At 71.6% G+C, this 22,553-nt stretch carries 22 protein-coding genes and 1 tRNA gene; 10 read left to right on the forward strand and 13 right to left on the reverse strand.

The annotated features are described in order from the left end of the window. Positions 1-65: 65 nt before the first annotated feature. The 3 genes from C3488_RS24675 to C3488_RS24685 are packed head-to-tail and all read right to left on the reverse strand — an operon-like array spanning position 66 to position 3,396. A complete protein-coding gene (locus C3488_RS24675) occupies positions 66-950 on the reverse strand; it encodes an SDR family oxidoreductase (protein ID WP_103842897.1) in 885 nt (294 codons plus the stop codon). Next, positions 947-1,882 (reverse strand): alpha/beta fold hydrolase, encoded by a 936-nt coding sequence (locus C3488_RS24680; protein WP_103842899.1) that lies wholly within the window; start codon positions 1,880-1,882, stop codon positions 947-949. The genes C3488_RS24675 and C3488_RS24680 overlap by 4 nt, the downstream gene beginning before the upstream one ends. Then, positions 1,879-3,396 carry an NAD(P)/FAD-dependent oxidoreductase gene (locus C3488_RS24685; RefSeq protein ID WP_103842901.1) on the reverse strand — a complete coding sequence of 506 codons (1,518 nt, stop codon included), beginning with the start codon at positions 3,394-3,396 and terminating at the stop codon, positions 1,879-1,881. The genes C3488_RS24680 and C3488_RS24685 overlap by 4 nt, the downstream gene beginning before the upstream one ends. A gap of 163 nt (positions 3,397-3,559) precedes the next feature. Here C3488_RS24685 and C3488_RS24690 point away from each other — a divergent pair, with 163 nt between their 5' ends. After that, entirely contained in the window at positions 3,560-4,189 is a 630-nt protein-coding gene (locus C3488_RS24690; protein WP_103842946.1) for a MerR family transcriptional regulator, read from the forward strand. Here C3488_RS24690 and C3488_RS24695 read toward each other — a convergent pair. Beyond that, positions 4,177-4,971, reverse strand: coding sequence for an exodeoxyribonuclease III (locus tag C3488_RS24695; protein WP_103842903.1), 795 nt, complete (start codon positions 4,969-4,971; stop codon positions 4,177-4,179). The two genes, C3488_RS24690 and C3488_RS24695, sit on opposite strands and share 13 nt — an antisense overlap. 77 nt (positions 4,972-5,048) lie before the next feature. Between C3488_RS24695 and C3488_RS24700 the strand changes: the two genes are divergently transcribed. Then, positions 5,049-5,525, forward strand: a complete 477-nt coding sequence (locus C3488_RS24700) for a GNAT family N-acetyltransferase (RefSeq protein ID WP_103842905.1) — start codon at positions 5,049-5,051, stop codon at positions 5,523-5,525. 190 nt (positions 5,526-5,715) lie between these two features. Here the strand turns inward: C3488_RS24700 and C3488_RS24705 are convergent. The 7 genes from C3488_RS24705 to galU form a co-directional block, all read right to left on the reverse strand. Further along, a tRNA-Ala gene (locus tag C3488_RS24705) sits at positions 5,716-5,789 on the reverse strand. A 94-nt stretch (positions 5,790-5,883) separates the two neighbouring features. Then, positions 5,884-7,041, reverse strand: a complete 1,158-nt coding sequence (gene glpR, locus C3488_RS24710; RefSeq protein ID WP_103842907.1) for a gephyrin-like molybdotransferase receptor GlpR — start codon at positions 7,039-7,041, stop codon at positions 5,884-5,886. Between the two features lie 183 nt (positions 7,042-7,224). Further along, on the reverse strand, positions 7,225-7,833 hold the full coding sequence (locus tag C3488_RS24715; RefSeq protein ID WP_103842909.1) for a GNAT family N-acetyltransferase: 609 nt from the start codon (positions 7,831-7,833) through the stop codon (positions 7,225-7,227). Positions 7,834-7,859: 26 nt separating this feature from the next. Next, positions 7,860-8,441: a molybdenum cofactor biosynthesis protein B gene (locus C3488_RS24720; protein WP_103842911.1), complete on the reverse strand. Its 582-nt coding sequence runs from the start codon at positions 8,439-8,441 to the stop codon at positions 7,860-7,862. After that, a complete protein-coding gene (gene moaC, locus C3488_RS24725) occupies positions 8,438-8,917 on the reverse strand; it encodes a cyclic pyranopterin monophosphate synthase MoaC (RefSeq protein ID WP_103842948.1) in 480 nt (159 codons plus the stop codon). The genes C3488_RS24720 and moaC overlap by 4 nt, the downstream gene beginning before the upstream one ends. A 184-nt stretch (positions 8,918-9,101) precedes the next feature. Beyond that, complete coding sequence (glp, locus tag C3488_RS24730; protein WP_103842913.1) at positions 9,102-10,424, reverse strand: gephyrin-like molybdotransferase Glp; 1,323 nt, start codon at positions 10,422-10,424, stop codon at positions 9,102-9,104. 4 nt (positions 10,425-10,428) lie between these two features. After that, entirely contained in the window at positions 10,429-11,331 is a 903-nt protein-coding gene (galU, locus tag C3488_RS24735; RefSeq protein ID WP_103842915.1) for a UTP--glucose-1-phosphate uridylyltransferase GalU, read from the reverse strand. Between the two features lie 134 nt (positions 11,332-11,465). Here galU and C3488_RS24740 point away from each other — a divergent pair, with 134 nt between their 5' ends. Next, positions 11,466-12,050 (forward strand): 5-formyltetrahydrofolate cyclo-ligase, encoded by a 585-nt coding sequence (locus tag C3488_RS24740; protein WP_103842917.1) that lies wholly within the window; start codon positions 11,466-11,468, stop codon positions 12,048-12,050. 67 nt (positions 12,051-12,117) lie between these two features. On the opposite strand, the gene C3488_RS24745 is transcribed toward C3488_RS24740, so the two are convergent. Next, positions 12,118-14,922 (reverse strand): penicillin acylase family protein, encoded by a 2,805-nt coding sequence (locus tag C3488_RS24745; protein ID WP_103842919.1) that lies wholly within the window; start codon positions 14,920-14,922, stop codon positions 12,118-12,120. Positions 14,923-15,142: 220 nt separating this feature from the next. On the opposite strand from C3488_RS24745, the gene C3488_RS24750 reads away from it, so the two are divergent. The 6 genes from C3488_RS24750 (at position 15,143) to mscL (ending at position 21,068) form a co-directional block, all read left to right on the forward strand. Further along, positions 15,143-16,705 carry a potassium/proton antiporter gene (locus C3488_RS24750; protein WP_103842921.1) on the forward strand — a complete coding sequence of 521 codons (1,563 nt, stop codon included), beginning with the start codon at positions 15,143-15,145 and terminating at the stop codon, positions 16,703-16,705. A gap of 276 nt (positions 16,706-16,981) precedes the next feature. Next, positions 16,982-18,253 carry an MFS transporter gene (locus C3488_RS24760; protein ID WP_103842923.1) on the forward strand — a complete coding sequence of 424 codons (1,272 nt, stop codon included), beginning with the start codon at positions 16,982-16,984 and terminating at the stop codon, positions 18,251-18,253. A 68-nt stretch (positions 18,254-18,321) separates the two neighbouring features. Then, positions 18,322-18,624: an FmdB family zinc ribbon protein gene (locus C3488_RS24765; RefSeq protein ID WP_103842925.1), complete on the forward strand. Its 303-nt coding sequence runs from the start codon at positions 18,322-18,324 to the stop codon at positions 18,622-18,624. 130 nt (positions 18,625-18,754) lie between these two features. Beyond that, on the forward strand, positions 18,755-19,588 hold the full coding sequence (locus C3488_RS24770; RefSeq protein ID WP_103842927.1) for an S-methyl-5'-thioadenosine phosphorylase: 834 nt from the start codon (positions 18,755-18,757) through the stop codon (positions 19,586-19,588). 283 nt (positions 19,589-19,871) lie between these two features. Then, entirely contained in the window at positions 19,872-20,447 is a 576-nt protein-coding gene (locus tag C3488_RS24775) for a hypothetical protein (protein WP_258053629.1), read from the forward strand. 150 nt (positions 20,448-20,597) lie between these two features. Next, positions 20,598-21,068, forward strand: coding sequence for a large conductance mechanosensitive channel protein MscL (gene mscL / locus C3488_RS24780; protein WP_103842952.1), 471 nt, complete (start codon positions 20,598-20,600; stop codon positions 21,066-21,068). A 61-nt stretch (positions 21,069-21,129) separates the two neighbouring features. Here the strand turns inward: mscL and C3488_RS24785 are convergent, their stop codons facing one another. Further along, complete coding sequence (locus C3488_RS24785) at positions 21,130-21,336, reverse strand: hypothetical protein (protein WP_103842929.1); 207 nt, start codon at positions 21,334-21,336, stop codon at positions 21,130-21,132. 140 nt (positions 21,337-21,476) lie between these two features. On the opposite strand from C3488_RS24785, the gene C3488_RS24790 reads away from it, so the two are divergent. Then, positions 21,477-22,514, forward strand: a complete 1,038-nt coding sequence (locus tag C3488_RS24790; protein WP_103842931.1) for a P1 family peptidase — start codon at positions 21,477-21,479, stop codon at positions 22,512-22,514. Positions 22,515-22,553 lie beyond the last annotated feature (39 nt).

The following is a 22,553-nucleotide window of genomic DNA, read 5'->3' on the forward strand; positions in this document are numbered from 1 at the left end:
CCCGAAGTGGGTGAGGGGATCGGGCTCGACCAGACTGACACGCAGGAACAAAGCACGCATTTCGATCAGTTACTGAGCGTACTCCGCCGCTGCTCATCGGCCTGACCACCGGCCCCGACGAGCCCGGTGCGCACCCCCTTGAGCCGCGGCTCGAACCGCCGCATCTCCCGCTGCCCCACGGCCGCGACGATTCCCGGCAGATACCCGCGCACCGCCTGCATGCCACGCAGCCACGCCTGCCCGTACACATGGCTCGACCGCCGCTCGATCCCGGCCACCAGCCGGTCCACCGCGGGCCCCAGCGGATACGTCTTGTTGGACGGCCACGGCAGCCGCTGCCGCAGCTCCCGCATCACCTCGTCCTGGTCGGCGCCCCGGACCATGTCCGTGTCGGTCCAGGACAGATACCCGATCCCGACACGTACGCCCCGGTGCGCGACCTCGGCACGCAGACTGTGCGCGTAGGCCTCCACGCCCGACTTGGACGCGCAGTACGCCGTCATCATCGGCGCCGGCGTGATCGCCGCGAGCGAGGCGATCTGGAGGAGATAGCCCCGGCTCGCGGTCAGCGCCGGCATGAAGGCGCGGGCCGTCACCACGGAGCCGATCAGATTGACCTCGATCACCCGCCGCCACGCCTCGGGGTCGGACTCGGTGAACGGCCCTCCGTTGGCCACACCGGCGTTGGCGACCACGATGTCGACCTTCCCGAACCGCTGCTGGACCTCCCGTGCGACCCGCGTCATCGCCTCGTGATCGGTGACGTCGGCGTACCAGTGCCCGCCGTCCCCGTACAACTGCTCCGCGACCCCTTTGAGGGCGTCCGCCTCCAGGCCGACCAGCGCGACCGTGGCCCCGCGCGCCGACAGCTTGCGGGCCAGCAGTTCGCCCACGCCCCGCGCCGCGCCGGTGACGACGGCGACCTGCCCCTCGAGGCTCACCCTGCTCATGCGCCCTCCTTGACCGGCTCGTTCGGTGTGTCCGCCGCGTAGGCGGTGACGAGTTCGCGGATCTTCCCGCTGATCAGCTCCGGTGCCTCCACGGGTGTCATATGGCCAAGCCCCGGCAGCTCCGCGCCGTCCACGCAGTGGGGCAGCGCGGCGACCAGCGCCCGCGCGTGCACCGGCGGGGTGAGCCGGTCGGCGGTGCCGACCACGACGGCCGTCGGTGCGGTCAACTCCCGTACGGGGTCCTCCAGGTCGAGCCGTTCGAGCACGCGCGACCAGGCGTGGCGCACCTCGCGCGGACAGGCGTGCACCACCCGCGCGCACGCCTCCACCATGGCCGGCGTCGCAGCGGCGCCCATGGTGGCGTACTTGAGGATGCGCCGCGCCACCGGTGTGACCGGCCCGAGCGGGGCGCGCGAGCCGAGGACGCGTGCCGTGAGCCGGGTGCGCAGACGCCCGGCGCGCATCGGCACCACCAGCGACTCGGACACCAGGCGCCCGCTGCCCGTGCTGCACAACAGGACGGCCGCCGTGTGCGCCCGGAAGCGGGGGCGTGCGGCGGTGGCCAGCACCGTCATCCCGCCCATGGAGTGGCCCACGACCACGGCCCTCTCGCCCGGCGCGAGCGTGGCGGCGAGCACCGCTTCCAGATCGTCGGCGAGCGCCTTCGTGGAGCAGGTGGGGCTCGCCGGGCTGCGCCCGTGCCCCCGCTGGTCGTAGGCGATCACCCGGTGGTCGGCGGCGAGGTCCCGGATCTGCGCCGCCCAGAACGCCGTCGAGCACGTCCAGCCGTGGACGAGGACCACCGGGGGCGCGCCCTCGGTTCCGTGCACCTCGACGTGCAACCGGGCGCCGTCGGCGGAGAGGACCGTCAGCTCACGGTCCGGGGCCGGGGACGCGTAGGGGCCCGTGGCCACCGGCGTCGGGCGCCTCATGCGCCGGCCTCCACGCGTTCCTCGGCCTGCGCGCTCCGCCGGGCGGGTGCCCGCAGCACGTCGTACTCCGCGAGGTTCACGCGCCGCGTCGCCGCCCGGAACTCCGTCGTCGTACCCGGCCAGATGGTGGTGTTGCGGCCGTCCGCGTCGAGGTACCAACTGGTGCAGCCGCCGGTGTTCCACACCGTGCGCTTCATACGCTCCTGCACCTTGTGGTTCCAGGCCGCGACGGCACCCGGGCGGGCGTCGAGCGCGACCCGGCCGCCCAGGACCTCCAACTGCCGCAGGAAGTCGGCCATGTAGTTCAGCTGGGACTCGATCACCAGGATCATCGAGGAGTTCCCGAGCCCGGTGTTGGGTCCGATGATCGTCATCCAGTTGGGGAACCCGGCGGCCGAGGCCCCGCGCAGGGCCTGCATCCCGCCCCTCCAGGTCTCCGCGAGCGTCCTGCCGTCGACGCCGACGACCCGATCGGCGATCGGCATGTCCGTCACATGGAACCCGGTGCCGAAGACGATCACGTCGACCTCGGCCTCGGTGCCGTCCGCGGCGACGACCGCCCGGCCCCGGACCTCGGCGAGGCCGCTCGCGACGACGTCCACATTCGGCTGCGCCAGGGCCGGGTAGTAGTCGCTGGAGAGCAGGATCCGCTTGCAGCCGATGCGGTAGTCGGGGGTCAGCCTGGCGCGCAGGGCCGGGTCCTTGATGGCGCGGGCCATGTTGGCCTTGGCCAGCCGCTCGACGAGGCCCAGCTCGTTCGGGTGCTTGGTGAACGCCTGGACCTGCAACTCCCGTATCCCCCACAGCAGTCCGCGGCGCAGCCGCGCGGTGGCGGGCAGCGCGCGGTGCAGTGCCCGTTCCGGGCCGCTGATCGCGCGGTCGACACGGGGCAGCACCCACGGTGGGGTGCGCTGGAAGAGGACGAGTTCGGCGACGTCGGGCTGGATGGCCGGCACGATCTGGATCGCGGAGGCCCCGGTGCCGACCATGGCGACCCGCTTGCCGCGCAGGTCCTGGTCGTGGTCCCAGCGGGCGGAGTGGAAGACAGCGCCGGGGAAGGAGTCGAGGCCGGGGATGTCCGGGATCTTCGGGTCGGAGAGCGGGCCGGTGGCGGAGACGACGACGTCCGCGGTGAGCGATCCGCTGCTGGTCTCGATGTCCCAGCGCAGCTTCGCGGCATCCCAGGTCATCAGCTTCACCTCGCTACGGAAGCGCAGGTGCGGGCGCAGCCCGAAGACGTCCGCCACATGCTCCAGGTAGGCGCGGATGTGCTCCTGACCGGAGAAGGTGCGCGGCCAGTCGGGGTGGGGCGCGAAGGAGAACGAGTACAGGTGGGAGGGGACGTCGCAGGCACAGCCCGGGTAGGTGTTGTCGCGCCACGCGCCGCCCACCGAGTCCGCCCGTTCCAGGACCACGAAGTCGGTGATCCCCTCCCGGCGCAGCCGCACTGCGGCACCGAGGCCACCGAACCCGGTTCCGATCACCGCCACCCGTACATGCTCGTGCTCGGCCATCCCGCAGCCTCCCGGTCCGCCAGACTCTGCCAGTGAACACTGGCGCAATCGGGAGGGTAGGACAGCGGCCGTACCGATGGGTAGGGGTGCGACGACGAAAGTTACCGGCGGTACGACGTAGGGTTCGGGCGTGGCAGGCAACGGGGAGCGGCACGAGTACCGCATGGAGGAGCTGGCCAGGAAGGCCGGCATCACGGTGCGCACCCTGCGCTTCTACCGCGAGCGCAAGCTGATCCACCCGCCGCGCCGCGAGGGCCGTATCGCCTGGTACGACGACACGCACCTGGCCCGGCTGCGGACGATCTCCGCGCTCCTGGAGCGCGGCCACACCCTCAGCGGCATCGCGGAGCTCGCGGAGGCCTTCGACCACGGCCGCGACGTCGGCGAGTTGCTCGGCCTCGGCGCACCCAGCGAGGAGACCCCCGTCCGGCTCACCCCGGAGGCGCTGGCCGACGTCTTCGGCGACCAGGCGACACCCGAGAACCTCTCCGCCGCACTCGAACTGGGCTACCTCGGCACGGACGGCGGCGAGATCGTGCACGTCAGCCGCCGGCTGCTGGACGTCTCGGCCGCCCTGGTCCGCGAGGGCATCCCCCTGGCGGACGTCCTGGCCGCCGCCCGCCGCGTCCGCGAACACGCGGAGGCCCTGGCGGAGGTCTTCGCGGACATGATGACCGCCCACCGCCGCACGCCGGAGGACGCCCAACGCCTGCGCCCCCTCGCGAAGAGCGTGGTGGAGGCGGAACTGTCACTGGCGCTGGACCGGCGACTGCTGGGGGATCAGAGGTCGTAGACCACCGTCACCGGGGCGTGGTCCGACCAGCGTGCGGTGTGCGTTGCCGCGCGCTCCACGTACGCCTTGACCGCCCTGGCGGCGAGACCCGGCGTGGCGACCTCGTAGTCGATGCGCCATCCCGTGTCGTTGTCGAAGGCCCGCCCGCGGTAGGACCACCAGGTGTACGGCCCCTCGGTGTCCGGATGCAGCGCCCGGACCACGTCGACGTACCCGCCGTCCTCGGGTTCGAAGACCCGCCCCAGCCACTCGCGTTCCTCGGGCAGGAAGCCGGAGTTGTTCCGGTTGCCGCGCCAGTTCTTCAGGTCGGCCTCGCGGTGGGCGATGTTCCAGTCGCCGCAGACGACGACCTCGCGCCCCTCGGCGGCGGACCGCTCCCGCAACTCCTTGAGGTAGCCGAGGAACTCGGTCATGAACCGGACCTTCTCGTCCTGCCGTTCGGTCCCGACCTCACCCGAGGGCAGGTACAGGCTGGCGACGGTGACACCGGGCAGATCGGCCTCGACATACCGCCCGCTGCCGTCGAACTCGGCCGACCCGAACCCGATCCGCACCCGGTCGGGCTCGCGCCGCGTGTAGAGCGCCACCCCCGCGCGGCCCTTGGCGGCGGCCGGGGCGTGCACGACGTGCCAGCCGTCGGGCGCCCGGACACCCTCGGGGATCTGCCCCGGCTCGGCGCGCACCTCCTGGAGGCACAGCACATCGGCGGAGGTACCGTCGAGCCACTCCACGAAGCCCTTCTTCGCGGCGGCACGGATCCCGTTGACGTTCACGGAGGTCACAGTGAGCACCCGGGAACGATACCGGCAGGCGGGCACGCCCCCATCGGCGGTATTCGTATAGATGTACGCTTTCCGGCGTGAATATTCGCCGTGCCTCCTTCGACCACCCCGACGCCGTCAAGCTCAACGACCTGGTCCAGGCCGAGTACCACGTTCGCTACGGCGACGGTGGCGACGCGACGTACCTGGACCCGGCGATGTTCGTACCGCCGGCCGGGCTCTACCTGATCGCGTACGACGAGCAGGACCGTCCCGTGGCCACGGGCGGCTGGCGCTCGCAGGAGAAGAACGACGAGGGATACGAGGACGGGGACGCCGAACTCAAGCGGATGTTCGTCATCGAGGAGATGCGCGGCCGGGGCCTGGCCCGCCGCGTCCTCGCCGCCTTGGAGGACGACGCCCGCGCGGCCGGCCGTACCCGCATGGTTCTGGAGACGGGCACCAAGCAGCCGGAGGCGGTGGCCCTGTACACGTCCAGCGGCTACGAGCCGTGCGCGAAGTTCGGCTACTACCGCTTCTACGAATCGAGCCTGTGTTTCGCGAAGCCGCTGTAGGCGTCGGGCGCGGCTCGCCAGTGGCACGAGAAAGGGGCCGGGGAACCCTCGCGGTTTTCCGGCCCTTCCCTTCGGGATCACCGCTTCGGGGTGACCACCGGGCGGAGTTGGGAACGCCGCGGCGCGAAAGCCGGGGCGGGCATGGCAAGAGGCCCGCCCCCCTTGCGGGGGGGCGGGCCTCCATGCTGCGTGGACCTGAGGGGATTTGAACCCCTGGCCCCCTCGATGCGAACGAGGTGCGCTACCGGACTGCGCCACAGGCCCTTGCAACGAGTGAAACTCTAGCATCCCCATCGGCTGGTCAGGAAATCCGTTCCAGAGCCGCCCCGGCTGCGGGCAATCGTGCCGTCACCCGCCCCTACTCGTTCGCGGCCCGGGGCCGCTCCCCCTCCTCGTACTGGTCGAACAGCGGGGTCCGTCCCCGCTCCCGCGACCGCCGGGCCGACGCCGCCCGCCGGGCATCACTCCGGTCGGCACCGTCCGAGGGCTCCGCCCGCTGCCCCGGCTCCGCCCCCGACGCCGGCTCCCCGCCGCCCGCCGAGGGCGCGGCCTCCGCCGTGCTCGACCGTGCCGAGCTCCACGCGTCCGGGGTCCCCAGGTCGACACTCGGAGTCGCCCGCGGAGCGACCGGCGCGGTCACATACGTCGGCAGCGGCACCGGCACCGGGTCCCAGCTCTCCCCGTGTCCCGGTCTGCGCTGCCGCTCCCGCTGCTGGTCCACCCACTCCGCGTGGTCCGTCTGCTCCACGAGCGCGCGTCGGTCGGCGGCCAGTGCGGACAGCCCGGGGTCGCTCTCCGGCTCGGGGCCGTCCTCCGCCTCGTCCGCCTCGGAGTCGGCCTGCGGCCGCCGTCTGGGCTGCCGCTCCCGCAGCCGCTGCGCCGCCGCCTCGGCCCGCCGCCGGTCCATCGTGTACGTGAACCGCTTGCGCTCCTGCGCCCGCAGATACGCGATGTACGCGCTCAGCAGCACGGCCGGTACACCCGGCGCCCACAGGAACGCGAGCCCGCCGACCGCGGCCACGATCGCACCGAGCGTGAAAGCGAGGAAGAGCATCACGGTCGTACGCCGTCGGCGCGCGAGCACCTTCGAGCGCCGGGCGCGCGCCACGGCCTCGGCCGAGGAGACCTTGCGCGCCCGGGGCACCGGTCCGGGGGCATCCGGCTCGGCCGCGCGCGGCTCTCCCCGCTCACGCCGGGGCCGGCCCTCCGGCTCCGCCTCCACCCGCGCCCGCGGCTGCCGCTCGGTCGGGGGCATGGCGAAGGACCGGACGTCCACCGAGCCGGTGACACCGTCCGGCTGCGCGCCGGGCTCCCCCTCTTCGGCGGAGCGCGCCCGCAGGTCCTTGGCGTATCGGCGCTCCATGCCCGCCCGTCCGGACAGCAGCCGGATGGCGGTGCTGAAGCGTTCCGTCGGACGAGACTCGTTCAGCTCGTCCTGCCTACGGAGCCACATCGGCACCAAGTAGGCGGCCCAGGCCCCGACAATGACTGCGTAGATGAGGCCGCTGCTGCTCACGCCTCACACGGTAGAGGGGTTTGCGTGAGGCCATCTGCCAATTGAGCCGGTGTGTCGCACGATCTGGCTGATATTTCGAACTTTTTTTGGGACGGATGCGATCAGCAGATCGACGGGGCCGCTAATTCATTGCCCCAGACGAACGCGAGACGATCGCCACCCGATCAAATTCGAACATGCTTTTTATTTCCCGGGATGGCGGTGGGCGTGCTGAGAGCGTGCTCGGTGCCAGCGCGCCAGTAGCCCCTCGGGCACCTCTTCCGCGGTGAGGGCGAAGACCAGGTGGTCCCGCCAGGCCCCGTCGATGTGCAGATAACGCGGCCGGAGCCCTTCCTCACGGAATCCCAGTTTCTCCACGACCCGGCGGCTCGGACCGTTCTCGGGGCGAATGCAGACCTCGATGCGGTGCAGCCCGACGGCGCGGAAGCAGTGGTCCACGACGAGGGCCACGGCCGTCGGCATCACCCCGCGGCCCGCGACCGCCTCGTCCACCCAGTAGCCGACGTGCCCGGAGCACATCGAGCCCCAGGTGATCCCGGCCACCGTCAACTGCCCCACCAGGCGACCCTGGTACTCGATGACGAAGGGCAGCATCCGGCCCGCCCTGGCCTCGGCGCGCAGGTGCCGGACCATCTGCCGGTAGGTCGGCCGGTGCGCTGTAGGGCCACCGGGCGCGGGCGGCGGAATGGTCGCCTCCCACGGCCGCAGCCACTCCCGGTTGCGCCGGTTGACCTCGCGCCAGGGCCGCTGGTCGCGCAGCCGTATCGGCCGGAGGACGACATCGCCGTCCACCAGCTCGACGGGCCAGGACGGGCTGTTCAGCTCGCACCCCCACTCGGTCCGGGGCGGTCCTGGTGGACCGCGGACCCGCCGGCGTCGGCCCGGGGGTGGTCCCCGCCGCGGATCTGGTCGACGGCGTGGACCAACAGGGGCTCCAGGACGGCCAGTCCGTCCCGCACCCCGCCGGTGGACCCCGGCAGGTTGACGATCAGCGTCCCGTCGGCGACTCCGGCCAGTCCTCGGGAGAGCGCCGCCGTGGGCACCTTCTCCCTTCCGAACGCCCTGATGGCCTCGGGAATGCCCGGAACCTCGTAGTCGATCACCGCGCGGGTCGCCTCGGGGGTGCGGTCGGTCGGGGATATGCCGGTGCCCCCCGTGGTCACGATCACGTCGTAGCCGGCGCGCGAGCCCGTCCGCAATGCGTTCTCCACCGGGTCGCCGTCCGGGACGACCCATGGGCCGTCGACCGCGAAACCGAAGCGGGTGAGCGCCTCCGCGATCAGGGGACCGCCCTTGTCCTCGTACACGCCCGCGGCCGCGCGGTTCGACGCGGTCACGACCAGGGCCGCGTACGGCGCCAGAAGGGCACCGCCGATCGGCGGCTCGACCGGTGCCGTCATGCCCGGCTCCAGTCGCCCGACTTCCCGCCCGTCTTCTCCTCCACACGCACGTCCGTGATCACCGCCGTCTTGTCGACCGCCTTGACCATGTCGATCACGGTGAGCGCCGCGACACTGACCGCGGTGAGCGCCTCCATCTCGACACCCGTACGGTCGGTGGTCTTCACCGTGGCCGTGATCTCCACGGCGTCGTCCGATACCGACAGATCCAGCTTCACACCCGACACCGCGAGCGGGTGGCACAAGGGAATGAGGTCCGGGGTGCGCTTGGCGCCCATGATGCCCGCGATGCGCGCGGTGGCCAGCGCGTCGCCCTTGGGGACGCCCTCACCGCGCAGCAGTTCGATCACGCGCGGTGAGACCAGCACACGGCCGCTGGCGCGCGCGGTGCGCTCGGTGACGTCCTTCCCTGAGACGTCGACCATGCGGGCCGCCCCCGCGTCATCGATATGGGTCAGTCTGTCCTGCGAACTCATGTGCTGCGGCACTCCCGGTCCTGGCCCGGCACGCGGGCCTGCTGTGCGCGACACGGTACCGCCAAGTGGGCAGGATCAGCCGACCAAGGTCCACGGACCGGATACGGGGACGCGACCGGACCGGTCGGACAGGGCTGCCCGACCGGGCGAAGCCTCCGAACCCGGACAGTCGGGGTGCCCGCCGTCAGCGGAGCAGGACCACCTCGACCTCCGTGCCCGGCTCGATGGATGTGTCGTCCTCGGGGACCACGATCAGGGCGTCCGCCTGGGCGAGGGCGGCGATCAGGTGGGAGCCCGCGCCGCCCACCGGGGTCACCGTGCCGTCGGCGTACGTGCCGCGCAGGAACTGCCGGCGGCCCACGGGCGACGTCAGCGCCTTGTCCGCCTTCAGTACGGCTCTGGCCCGCGGGCGGTGCACGTCCGGCAGGCCCATCAGGGTGCGGATCGCCGGGCGTACGAACAGCTCGAAGGAGACGTACGACGACACCGGGTTGCCCGGCAGCGCGAGCAGCGGCGTGTGGTCCGGGCCGATGGAACCGAAGCCCTGGGGCTTGCCGGGCTGCATGGCGAGCTTGCGGAACTCGACGCCGCCGCCCGCCTCGTCCGCGTCGCCGACGGAGGACAGCGCCTCCTTGACGACGTCGTACGCGCCCACGCTCACCCCGCCGGTGGTGACCATGAGGTCGGCCCGGACGAGCTGGTCCTCGATGGTGGAGCGCAGTGTGTCCGCGTCGTCGGCGACCGCGCCGACCCGGTAGGCGATGGCGCCGGCGTCCCGGGCGGCGGCGGTGAGCGCGAAGCTGTTGGAGTCGTAGATCTGGCCGGCCGCCAGTTCCTCGTCGGGCTGGACGAGTTCGCTCCCGGTGGACAGGACGACCACGCGCGGGCGCGGGCGCACGCGTACCGTGCCGCGGCCGATCGCGGCGAGCAGCGCGATCTGCGGCGGCCCGAGGACGGTGCCGGCCGCCAGGGCGAGGTCGCCGGCCCGGACGTCGCTGCCCTCGGCGCGCACGTGCGCGCGTGCCTCGGCAGGGCGGTGGACGCGCACCTGCCCAGCGGCCCCCTCGGGCGCGAGACTGCGGGCGCGCATCCCGGAGACGGGGCCGCCGCCCAGCCCGCCGTCGGTCCACTCCACGGGGACGACGGCCTCGGCGCCGGGCGGCAGCGGGGCGCCGGTCATGATGCGCGCGGCCTGACCGGGCCCGACGTGCAGCAGGCCGGCCGCGCCCGCCGCGACGTCGCCGATCACCGTGAGGACGGCCGGGAACTCCTCGCTCGCCCCCGCGACGTCCGCGACCCGCACCGCGTACCCGTCCATGGAGCTGTTGTCGAACGGCGGCAGTGACAGGGGCACCGTGACGTCGTCGACCAGGACGCAGTCCTGCGCGTCGAGCAGGTTCAGCTCGATCGGCTCCAGGGGGCGGACGGTGGTGAGGATGTCCTCCATGTGTTCGTCCACCGACCACAGGCGGTCCTGGCCGGTGGTGCGGGTCGCGGCGGCGCTCAAATCGCTACATCTCCTCGGCTACGAAGCTGCGAAGCCAGGTCCTGAAGCCAGGGCCCAGGTCTTCACGTTCGCATGCGAGTCTGACAATGGCACGCAGGTAGTCGCCACGGTCGCCGGTGTCATAGCGGCGGCCCTTGAAGACCACGCCGTGCACCGGGCCGCCGGCCTTCTCGTCCTCGGCGAGCTGCTGGAGGGCGTCGGTGAGCTGGATCTCGTTGCTGCGGCCCGGCTCGGTCTTGCGCAGGATGTCGAAGATGCGCGGGTCGAGGACGTAGCGGCCGATGACGGCGTAGTTCGACGGGGCGTCCGCCGGGTCCGGCTTCTCGATCAGGCCGGTCACCTGGACGACGTCGCCGTCCTCGGTGGCCTCGACGGCCGCGCAGCCGTAGAGGTGGATCTGCTCGGGCGCGACCTCCATGAGCGCGACGACACTGCCGCCGTGCTGCTCCTGGACCTCGATCATGCGCTTGAGCAGCGGGTCGCGCGGGTCGATCAGGTCGTCGCCGAGGAGGACCGCGAACGGCTCCCGGCCGACGTGCGGGGCGGCGCACAGGACGGCGTGGCCGAGGCCCTTGGGGTCGCCCTGGCGGACGTAGTGCATGGTGGCGAGGTCACTGGACTCCTGGACCTTGGCGAGCCGCTCGGCGTCGCCCTTCTTCTCCAGGGCCGACTCGAGCTCGTAGTTGCGGTCGAAGTGGTCCTCGAGGGGGCGCTTGTTGCGGCCGGTGACCATCAGGACGTCGTCGAGCCCCGCGGACACGGCTTCCTCGACCACGTACTGGATCGCGGGCTTGTCGACGACCGGCAGCATCTCCTTGGGCGTGGCCTTGGTTGCCGGCAGGAACCGGGTGCCGAGGCCGGCAGCGGGAATGACAGCCTTGGTGATCCTGGCGTGCGACTGAGTCATGTCCGCAACGATATCCGGTGGGTATGTGCGGAAACTGTGGCTTCGGTTAATTCGCTCTCATATGAGCGCATTGTGAACGAGGAGGCCACCGACCTGTGGGTCCCATGGAACATCAGGCAGATCCTGGCAAGCGAATGTTGCGGCGAGGCTTCCTCGCGGTGAGGAGCGGATTGACCGCCGATGACGTGCGGGAAGCGGCGACGGCGCTGGCCCAACGGGCCCTGGAGCTGCCCGAGCTGGCGCACGCGCGCACGGTGGCCGCGTACGTCTCCGTGGGCAGCGAACCCGGCACACTCGCGCTTCTGGACGCGCTGCGCGCGCGGGGCGTGCGCGTACTGCTCCCGGTGCTCATGCCGGACAACGACCTCGACTGGGGGACGTACGCCGGGCCGGAGTCCCTGGTGAGCGTGCGGCACGGCGGGCGGATGGCCCTCCTGGAACCAGCCGGCGAGCGCCTGGGCCCGGAGGCCGTCCGGGAGGCCGACGCCGTACTGCTGCCCGGGCTGGCGGTCGACGCCCGCGGCATGCGCCTCGGGCGCGGCGGCGGCTCCTACGACCGTGTGCTGGCCCGCCTGGAGCGCGCGGGCACCGACCCCGCCCTCGTCGTGCTCCTGTACGACCGGGAGATCGTCGAGCGGGTCCCCGAAGAGGAGCACGACCGCCCGGTGCACGCTGTGGTGACCCCGTCCGGCGTACGCCGCTTCCACCGTCGGCCCTGAGAGCCGCGTATACGGAGAACGGCCCTCCACGCGCGCGTGGAGGGCCGTTCTCACGGTGCGGCGCCCGTCAGGGCTTGAGCACCAGCGTGTCGGTCGTGCTCTTGTCCACCGCGTCCTTCGAGAAGTTCCACGGCAGCAGCTCGCCCTTGACCCACTTCTCCGTCTGGTCGGTGTAGTGGGCGCTGTAGGCGTGGCCCGAGGCACCGCTGAGGTTGATCCACTTGGACTTGTCGAGGTCGGCCAGGTTGACCACCATCCGCATCGACGGCACCCACAGGGCGTTGTAGCCGCCCGCCGCGTTCCAGCCGGTGGCGTTCACGGTCGCCTCGCCGCCGTCCAGCTTCCAGGGGCCGCGGTTGAGCATGTACTGCAGTATGCGCGGGCCGTCGGTGCCCAGGGTCTGGTTCTTCAGGAACAGGCGGTGCAGCCGGCCCCAGCTCCAGGTGTCCATGTCCTTGCCGAGCTTGGCGACCAGCTCCCAGGTCGCGTCCTTCATGGCGCGCCCGAACAGCTCGTCACGCGTCGTCGTGGCCGGGTCGGTGCGCGTCGCGGGCGCCTGCCACCAGTCGTTCTTCTCGTCGTCGACGATGTTGCGCACCACCTCGAACCAGCGGTCGCCGCCGTCCGGCTGCGCCTGGTCCGCCTCGCGCTGGCCGCACTCGCGCACCTTGCGGTCCTCGTCGGCGGGGCCGGTGGAGTCGGCGGGCTCCACCCACAGGCACTGGCCCTTGACCCGCAGCTCCTTGGGCAGCTTGTTGCCGAAGGCGAGCTTGAGGATGTTGCGCCAGACCGCGTTGAAGTACGCGGCCGCCGCCGAGTCGGAGTCCTGGGTGTAGTCCCAGCCCTCCAGCAGCTTCTGCGCCGCGCGGACGTGCTTGTCCGAGACATCGATCTTCAGCAGCTTGGGCACCAGCAGCTTGGCGATCTCGCTGCTGTTGTCGAGCTGCATCTGCCGCATGTCGTCGGTCGAGATCTTGCCGCCGCCCTTGATCTTCGACTCGATCAGGTCGGTGATCCGCTGGCTGCGCGAGCCGTAGCCCCAGTCCGTGGTGAGCGTGTAGGGGTACTTGTCCTTGTCGATCACGGCCTGGTTGGCGGTGACGATGTAGCCGCGCTCGGGGTCGAACTCGTAGGGCAGCGCGGCCTGCGGGATGTAGCCGGTCCAGTCGTACTTGGAGTCCCAGCCGGGCGCCGGGATCGAACCGTCGTCGCCCTTTGCGCGCGTGGGGATCTTTCCGGGCAGCTGGTAGCCGATGTTGCCCTGGGTGTCGGCGTAGATCAGGTTCTGCGAGGGCACGTCGAAGGAGCGGGCCGCCTGGCGGAACTCGGACCAGTTCGACGCCTTGTCGATCTGGAAGACGGCGTCCATGGTGGTGCCGGGGTCCAGCGCGGTCCAGCGCAGGGCGACTCCGTAGCCGTCGGCGCGGTCGGGGGCCAGGGTGTCGACGGTGGCCTTCTTGCCGACGTTGACGAGTTCGTCGTCGCGGTCGGACAACAGCGGGCCGTTGTTCGTCTCACGGACGACGATCTTCTTCGAGTCGCCGCCCGCCACCTTGATCGTCTCGGTGCGGGTGGTGAACGGCACGACCTTGCCGTCCCTCAGGTAGCCGTCGCCGGAGAGCTTCTCCAGGTAGAGGTCGGTGACGTCGACGCCGGAGTTGGTCATGCCCCAGGCGATGTTCTGGTTGTGGCCGATTATCACGCCGGGCATGCCGGCGAAGGTGTAGCCGGTGACGTCGTAGCCGCACTTGCTGGAGACGACCGTGCAGTGCAGGCCCATCTGGTACCAGACCGACGGCAGCGAGGCCGAAAGGTGCGGGTCGTTGGCGAGCAGCGGCTTGCCGGTGATGGTGTGGCTGCCGGCGACGACCCAGGAGTTGGAGCCGATGCCGTGGCCGTTCACGCCGACGGCGGTCGGGACGTCGGCCAGGACGTTCGTGAGGCCCTCGAGCTGGCTGCGCAGAGATGCCGAGGAGGCCGAGGTCGGGGTCGACGTGGAGCCCGACGTCCCGGTCGTCGACCGCGTACCCGTCGTGCCCGTCGCACCCTTCGAGCCCGCCGTACCCGTGGTGCCCGTCGAGTCGCCCTGCTCGAACGCCTTGGCGAGGGCGTTGTACTCGCCCTCCTGGACGATCGGCTTGTTGCGGCTGTACGGGTACTCCGGGTACAGGTCCGCGATCTGCTTGGGGCCCAGTCGGCTGGTCATCAGGGAGCGGTCGATCTCGTCCTGCATGTTGCCGCGCAGGTCCCAGGCCATCGCCTTCAGCCAGGAGACGGAGTCGACCGGGGTCCACGGCTGGGGTTTGTAGTCGTTGGTCAGGTCCAGGGCCGCGTACTCGAGGGAGATCTCCTTGCCGTCCTTGCCCTTCAGGTAGGCGTTGACTCCCTTGGCGTACGCCTGGAGGTACTTCTTGGTGGAGGCCGACAGCTTGGTGTCGTACTCCTTCTGCGCCACCCGGTCCCAGCCCAGGGTGCGCAGGAACTCGTCGTTCTTGACCTGGCTCTTGCCGAACATCTCGGACAGGCGTCCGGACGTCATGTGGCGGCGCACGTCCATCTCGTAGAACCGGTCCTGCGCCTGGACGTATCCCTGCGCCATGAACAGGTCCTCGTCGGAGGACGCGTAGATCTGCGGGATCCCGTAGCCGTCGCGCTTGACGTCGACGGGACCCGACAGGCCCTCGAGCGTGATCGTCCCCTTGGTCTGCGGAAAGGAGGCGCGCACGGTGCTGACGGACCAGTAGCCGCCGTATCCGAAACCTCCCACAAGGGCCACAACCAGGACGATCACGATCAGTCGGGCTCTGCGCCCCTTCTTCCTGCCGGACTTGCCGGGCTTCTGGCCGGAAGAGGCGGTGGTGTTGGGGGGCATCGCTGTCCTTGCTGTCCTAACACGAGCGGCAGGGCGGGCTGTGCTTTCTACTGAGCGCTGGAGCAACCATAGGCGCAGGGCCCGGTCCGCCTTGACGCGGAGTCGGGAACCAGCCCGGACTGGAGTTCGATCACGCGGCCGGAAGCGTCAAGAAAACGTCAAGAGTTAGGTAAGCTAATGAAGTAGTCGAAGTGAAGTCCGCCCCAGCACCGGGCTTCGCATGCTCGGATCGTGGCGTCGCATCGCGGCCCACGGATTGGCGAGAAGGGAACGGCCGCTGACTGTCCACCACCTCAACCAGCTCCTGCTCCTCTGCTCGCTCGTTCTGCTCATCGCCGTGGCAGCGGTTCGGATCTCGTCGCGCAGCGGCCTCCCCAGCCTGCTCGTCTACCTGGGCATCGGCATCGCCATGGGCCAGGACGGATTCGGCATGCACTTCAACAACGCCGAGCTGACCCAGGTCATGGGATACGCGGCACTGGTCGTGATCCTGGCCGAGGGCGGTCTCGGCACGAAGTGGAAGCAGATCAAGCCGGCCCTCCCGACGGCCTCCGCGCTGGCGCTCCTCGGCGTCGCGGTGAGCGTCGGCGTCACGGCCGCGGGCGCGCACTACCTGAGCGGTCTGGAGTGGCGGCAGGCGCTGATCATCGGAGCGGTGGTGTCGTCGACCGACGCGGCGGCGGTCTTCTCGGTGCTGCGGAAAGTACCCCTCCCCGCGCGCGTGACGGGCGTCCTGGAGGCCGAGTCCGGCTTCAACGACGCCCCCGTCGTCATCCTCGTCGTCGCGTTCTCCACAGCCGGGCCGATCGAGCACTGGTACACGCTGCTCGGGAAGATACTCCTGGAGCTGGCCATCGGCGCCGCCATCGGCCTCGCGGTGGGCTGGCTCGGCTCCTGGGGCCTCAGGCACGTGGCGCTGCCGGCCTCCGGCCTCTACCCGATCGCGGTCATGGCCATCGCGGTCATGGCGTACGCGGGCGGCTCGCTGGCCCACGGCAGCGGCTTCCTCGCGGTGTACCTCGCCTCGATGACGCTCGGCAACGCCAAGCTGCCGCACTGGCCGGCGACGCGGGGCTTCGCCGAAGGGCTCGGCTGGATCGCCCAGATCGGCATGTTCGTCCTGCTCGGTCTGCTGGTGACCCCGCACGAACTGGCCGACGACGTGCTGCCCGCCCTGGTCATCGGCATGGTGCTGACGATGGTGGCGCGTCCGCTGAGCGTCGTGACGAGCCTCGTTCCCTTCCGGCTCCCCTGGCAGGAGCAGACGCTGATGTCGTGGGCCGGGCTGCGCGGTGCGGTGCCCATCATCCTGGCGACGATCCCCATGGTGAACGGCGTCGCCGGCAGCCGCCGCATCTTCAACATCGTCTTCGTGCTCGTCGTCGTCTACACCCTCATCCAGGGGCCGACCCTGCCCTGGCTGGCCCGCAAGCTACGCCTCGGCGAGGGTCCCGAGGCCGCGGACCTCGGCATCGAATCGGCGCCCCTGGAGCGGCTGCGCGGGCATCTGCTGTCCGTCACGATCCCCGAGGGCTCGCGGATGCACGGCGTCGAGATCAACGAGCTGCGGCTGCCGGCCGGAGCCGCGGTCACCCTCGTCGTCCGGGAGGGGAAATCGTTCGTTCCGCTGCCGACGACGGTGCTGCGGCGCGGGGACGAACTGCTCGTGGTCGCCACGGACCAGGTCCGCGACGCGGCGGAGAGGCGTCTGCGGGCCGTCGGCCAGGGCGGCAAGCTGGCGGGCTGGCTGGGGACCACCGGGAACGGCGCGCCAGGGCGTTGAGGGCCCCTCGGTGAACTGTGCGTTTCGTACCGTTCACACCGCCGGAAATCCCAGGTCGACCGCCGGATGGTGCTCTGTTTCACAGGCGTCCTGTGCGATGCCCCTGTACAATCCAGGCGCACCCTGATCGAACCAACTCTGCCTGACGCAGAGCTGGCGCGACCGTATGGCGGCCGGGCGCCCTTCCTCCGTAGGGGCCGGTATCTACCGCAGTCCGCGCAAGAGGACAGCTCTCGGCGCGCACCCGCGCTACCAGGCAGCAGAAAGGCACGGGCCGTGGAGTCCACGGTCACCTCGAAGGCGTCCCGCCCGGGCTACGGGCAGTTGCTGCGCACCCGTGGCGCCTGGACGTTCCTGCTCCCCGGCTTCGCGGCGCGTCAGCCGTTCGCGATGCTCACCCTCTCCATCGTGCTGCTCGTCCGGCACACCACCGGCTCCTACGGGGCTGCGGGCGCCGTCGCGGCGGCCACCGGCGTGTCCATGGCCCTGTTCGCGCCCTACAGCGGCCGACTCGCCGACCGCCACGGTCAGCGGGCGGTGCTGCTGCCCGGCGTCCTGGTACACGCCTTGGCAGGCACCTCGCTGACCGCTCTCGCGCTGGCCCACGCCCCGCTGTGGGCCCTTTTCGCGGCGGCCGTCCCGACCGGCGCGTCGGTGCCGCAGATCGGCCCCATGGTCCGCGCCCGGTGGGGCGTGAAGCTGAAGGACTCACCCCTGATGTCGACGGCGGCGGCCTTCGAGTCGGTCACCGACGAGCTGACCTTCGTGCTCGGCCCGCTCCTGGCGACGGCCCTGTGCACCGCCGTGGCCCCGGCCGCGGGCCTGCTCACGGAGGCGGCGCTGACGCTGGTGGGCGGTGTGCTGTTCGCGGCGCAGAAGCGTACGCAGCCGGCCGTCGCAGCCGTCACGCACGCGCGCGTGGAGCACACGTCCGCCCTGCGCGTCCCCGGGGTGCGGGTTCTGGTCGTGACCTTCCTGGGCATCGGTTCCGTCTTCGGCGGCATGCAGGTCTCGCTCTCCGCGTTCAGCCAGTCGATCGGCGAGCCCGGCCTGAACGGCGTCCTGTACGGCGTCTTCGCCGCAGGCAACATGCTCTCCGGCGTCGTGTGCGGCGCGATCGCCTGGAGGACCGCCCCGCAGCGCCGCCTGGTCGTCGGCTACACGGCCCTCGCCCTGGCCGCCTCCGCTCTGTGGACCGCGCACTCGGTGGCCGTGCTGGCCGGGCTCGGCCTGCTGGTGGGCATGTGCATCGCGCCGTCCCTGATCACCGGCTACACCCTGGTCGAGGCCCTCGTCCCGGACGGCGCCCGCACCGAGGCCTTCACCTGGCTGACCGGCGCGGTCGCGCTCGGCCAGGCGGCGGCGGTCACGGTCGCCGGACAGCTGGAGGACAGGCTGTGGACCGGCGCCGGCTTCCTCGTCCCGATGGGCGGTACGGTGCTGGCGCTGCTGACCCTGCTGTCCCTGCGATCGTGGCTGGTCACGCGACCTTACGGCCGCACCGTGGCACGTGGCGTCGGTCACCGCGCACCGGTGACGGTGGACTGATCCCGCGGAATAGGTCACTATGGATCGTCGTTAGCACTCATTGAGTGAGAGTGCCAGGAGGAAGACAAGTGCCGACCTACCAGTACCAGTGCACCGAGTGCGGCGAGGGCCTCGAGGCGGTGCAGAAGTTCACCGACGACGCCCTGACCGAGTGCCCCAACTGCGGTGGCCGCCTGAAGAAGGTGTTCTCCGCGGTCGGCATCGTCTTCAAGGGCTCCGGCTTCTACCGCAACGACAGCCGCGGCTCGTCGTCGAGCAGCAGCCCGGCGTCGTCGAAGTCGTCGAGCTCCTCCTCGTCGTCCGACTCCGGCTCGTCGTCCTCGGCGTCTTCGTCGTCCTCGTCGTCGAGCACCAGCACCTCCGCCGCGTAGGTCCGTACCCCGAGGACCCCGCCGTCGTGCGACGGCGGGGTCCTCGGGGTACCCGGCCCGGCTGGAGCGTCGGCCGCGGAGTTCTCTCCCGCCGGCTCGCACCCCGTACGGGGCGGCTACTGTGCTCGCCATGACGAACGCGGAGATCGGTGTCATCGGCGGCTCTGGCTTCTACTCCTTCCTCGACGAGGTGACCGAGGTCCAGGTCGACACCCCGTACGGGGCTCCCAGCGACTCTCTCTTCCTCGGCGAGATCGCCGGACGGCGGGTCGCGTTCCTCCCCCGTCACGGCCGCGGCCACCATCTGCCGCCGCACCGGATCAACTACCGCGCCAACCTGTGGGCGCTGCGCTCCGTCGGGGTACGTCAGGTCCTCGGACCGTGCGCGGTCGGCGGGCTGCGCCCGGAGTACGGGCCGGGCACGCTGCTGGTCCCCGACCAGCTGGTGGACCGCACGAAGACCCGGACGCAGACGTACTTCGACGGGCTGCCGCTGCCGGACGGCACCGTGCCGAACGTGGTGCACGTGTCCCTGGCCGATCCCTACTGCCCGGTGGGGCGAGCGGTGGCGCTGAAGGCCGCCCGCGGGCGGGACTGGGAGCCCGTGGACGGCGGCACGCTGGTCGTGGTCGAGGGGCCGCGGTTCTCCACCCGCGCCGAATCGTTGTGGCACCGGGCGCAGGGCTGGTCCGTGGTGGGCATGACCGGCCATCCCGAGGCCGCGCTGGCTCGTGAACTGGAGCTGTGCTACACGTCGTTGACCCTGGTCACGGATCTGGACGCGGGAGCGGAGACCGGAGAGGGCGTCTCGCACGACGAGGTGCTGAAGGTGTTCGCGGCGAACGTGGACCGGTTGCGGGGCGTGCTGTTCGACGCGGTGGCCGCGCTGCCGGCCACCGCGGAGCGGGACTGCCTGTGCGTGAACGCGCTCGGCGGGATGGACCCGGGGTTCGAGCTGCCGTGACGGGGGCCGCCGCGACGGTGGCCGGGACGGCCGCGGTGGGGTGGCTCTGGTGAGAGGCGGCTGTGGTGAGGGCGGCTCTGGTGGGAGCGGCTGTGCTCGGGGCGGCCGTGATCGGAGCGGCTGTGGTGGGGTGAGCCATAGCGGGGACGGCCGTGCGGAACGTCCCGTTCGGGTGAGCGAGTTGTCCACAACCACGAAGTAACCCACAGCCGTCCGCGGCCTCCACCGCGAAGCGTCATCGTGGATCGCGACCCGATCGCTCACGACGCAGGTGGTGACCAGCATGCCCCGCATCTCCCCCTCCGCCCCTCAGTCCTTCGCAGCGGTACCGGCGCCCACGTACCCGCCCGCCGGCCTCTCCCCGCGTTCCGACACGCCTCCCACCTGTGCCGTGCCCCACTTCGCCCCCGTACGGGTGCGAGGAGGGCGGCAGCGGTGGCGGCGGGTACTGCGGAGCCGGAGGCGAGCCGTGGCCGCGGGACTGGCCGTCACCGCTGCCGCGCTCGTCGCGGCGGGGCCCGGCGGCTCCGAGGGCGCACGCGGACACCCGGACACCGGGGCCCGCCCGACCGCCGCGGCCGTACGGGAGCCGCGCCCGGTGGAGACGGTGACGGCGCCGGTGCGGATCGCGGACGCGGCGACCGTGCGGCTGCTGCGGCCCGGGGACCGCGTCGACGTGATCGCGGCCGACGGCGGCGGACAGGCCAGGGTCGTCGCGGCCGGGGCCCGGGTGACGCGGGTGCCCGATGTCGAACCGACGGAGAACGGCGCGCTGCTGGTGCTGTCCGTGCCGCGCCCCACGGCCGCACGCCTCGCCGGCGCCGGCGCCACCTCACGGCTGGCGGTGACGCTGTGCTGAGCCCGGCCCTGTTCCACACTGCCGACGGCCGCGCCGTGCCGAGCCCGGCCCCCTTCCTCACGGCATGCGGTTGGACAGCCGTGGTACGCCCTGCCGTAGGTTGCGGAGCTGTTCGTTCGGAAGCGTGTGCACTCGAGAAGGGTCCCAGTGGTGAGCGAGATCAAGATGCCGGGCGTCCTGCAGGGCTTCAAGGCCTTCCTGATGCGTGGAAACGTCGTCGACCTGGCGGTCGCGGTGGTCATCGGCGCCGCCTTCACCGGCATCGTGAACTCCGTGGTGAAGGGCGTCATCAGTCCGGTCGTGGGTGCGCTGGGCACGAAGAGCCTGGACGGCTACAGCTCCTGCCTGAAGGGACCGTGCACGGGCACCGGCGCGGGCGCGACGGGCGTCCGCATACTCTGGGGCTCGGTCCTCGGCGCCACGCTGAACTTCGTGATCACCGCCGCCGTCGTCTACTTCCTGATGGTCCTGCCCATGTCCAAGTTCCTCGCCCGGCAGGAGGCCCGCCGCAAGGCCAAGCACGGCACCAAGGACGTGTCCGAGGTGACCGAACTGGAGGTGCTGGAGGAGATCCGCGACGCCCTCGTCGCGCAGCGCAGCCCGAACCGGACCGACGCCTGACGGGCGCCAGGACGCGCCGCATGAGGCAGGACAGGGCCCGCAACGGGCCCTGTGACTGCTCTCACAGATGGTGGGGCGGCTTCTCGTCCAGGAACCGCGCCAGATCGGCAGCGCTGTCACCGCCGGGTCGGGGCCGCTCGCCCCATCCCAGGTCCGTGTCGTCCGACGACTGCGTGGTCAGCGGGTCGTCGAAGACCAGCGCGTCCTTGGGCTCGGGCTTCGCATCCCGCGGTTCGCGGTCGGGGGTGGACGTCGGGGTGGCGCTCATGACCCCAGCGTACGTCTCCGCTGCACCAGCACGCGGCGCGCGGCTTCGCAGGAAGGGGCGCTCGCCACGGGGTGACACCGACGGTGCGGATTTCTGCGGCGCGGCGTCACGACCGGCGTGCGGCGAAGGATCATGGGTCCATGACACGTGACGCTCTGACAGATGTCGCCGGTCTGCGCGTGGGTCACGCCACACGGATCGGGGGCGGCTGGCTCACCGGCACCACGGTCGTCCTGGCCCCGGAGGGCGGCGCGGTCGCGGCGGTCGACGTGCGCGGGGGCGGGCCCGGCACGAAGGAGACCGATGCGCTCGATCCACGCAACCTGGTGCAGAAGGTCGAGGCGGTCGTCCTGACCGGGGGCAGCGCCTACGGACTCGACGCGGCGTCGGGCGTCATGGCCTGGCTGGAGGAGCACGGCCGCGGGGTGCGAGTGGGCCCTGATCCGTCACACGTGGTGCCGGTCGTGCCGGCCGCCTGTGTCTTCGACCTGGGGCGCGGCGGTGACTTCAGGGCCCGCCCGGACGCGGCCATGGGTCGGGCCGCGGTCGAGGCGGCGGCCGCGAGCGAGCCGGGCGCGCCCGTGGCGGAGGGCTGCGTGGGCGCGGGCACCGGCGCGACGGTCGGACCGCTCAAGGGCGGCGTCGGCACCGCGAGCACCGTGCTGGACTCGGGGATCACGGTGGGCGCCCTGGTGGTGTGCAACGCGGTGGGCTCGGCGATGGACCCGGAGACGGGCACGCTGTACGGGGAGTTGGTCCAGGGCCGGGTCCGCCGTCCGGCGCGGGAGGTGCACGAGGCCGCGCGGCGACGGCTGGCCGAATCCGCCGCGCGCCTCCCGCGCCCGCCGCTCAACACGACCCTCGCCGTGGTGGCGACCGACGCCGACCTCACCAAGGCGCAGGCGCAGAAGCTCGCGGGCGTGGCGCACGACGGTCTGGCGCGCGCCGTGCGGCCGGCGCATCTGCTGCACGACGGGGACACGGTGTTCGCGCTGGCGACCGGCGCCCGTCCGCTCCCCGCCGCGGACCCCCTCGCGCTCAACGAGGTGCTGGCGGCGGGCGCGGATCTGCTGACGCGCGCGATCGTGCGGGCGGTGCGGGCCGCCGAGCCGGTGGAAGGGCCGGGCGGGGCGTGGCCGTCCTACGGGGAGCTGTACGGCGCGGCAGAGGCGATATGACGGGAGGGCCCAAGAGGCCGAAAGGCCCCGGGGTGGCGG

This window comes from Streptomyces sp. Ru72, from assembly GCF_002920635.1.
Classification (GTDB): domain Bacteria; phylum Actinomycetota; class Actinomycetes; order Streptomycetales; family Streptomycetaceae; genus Streptomyces.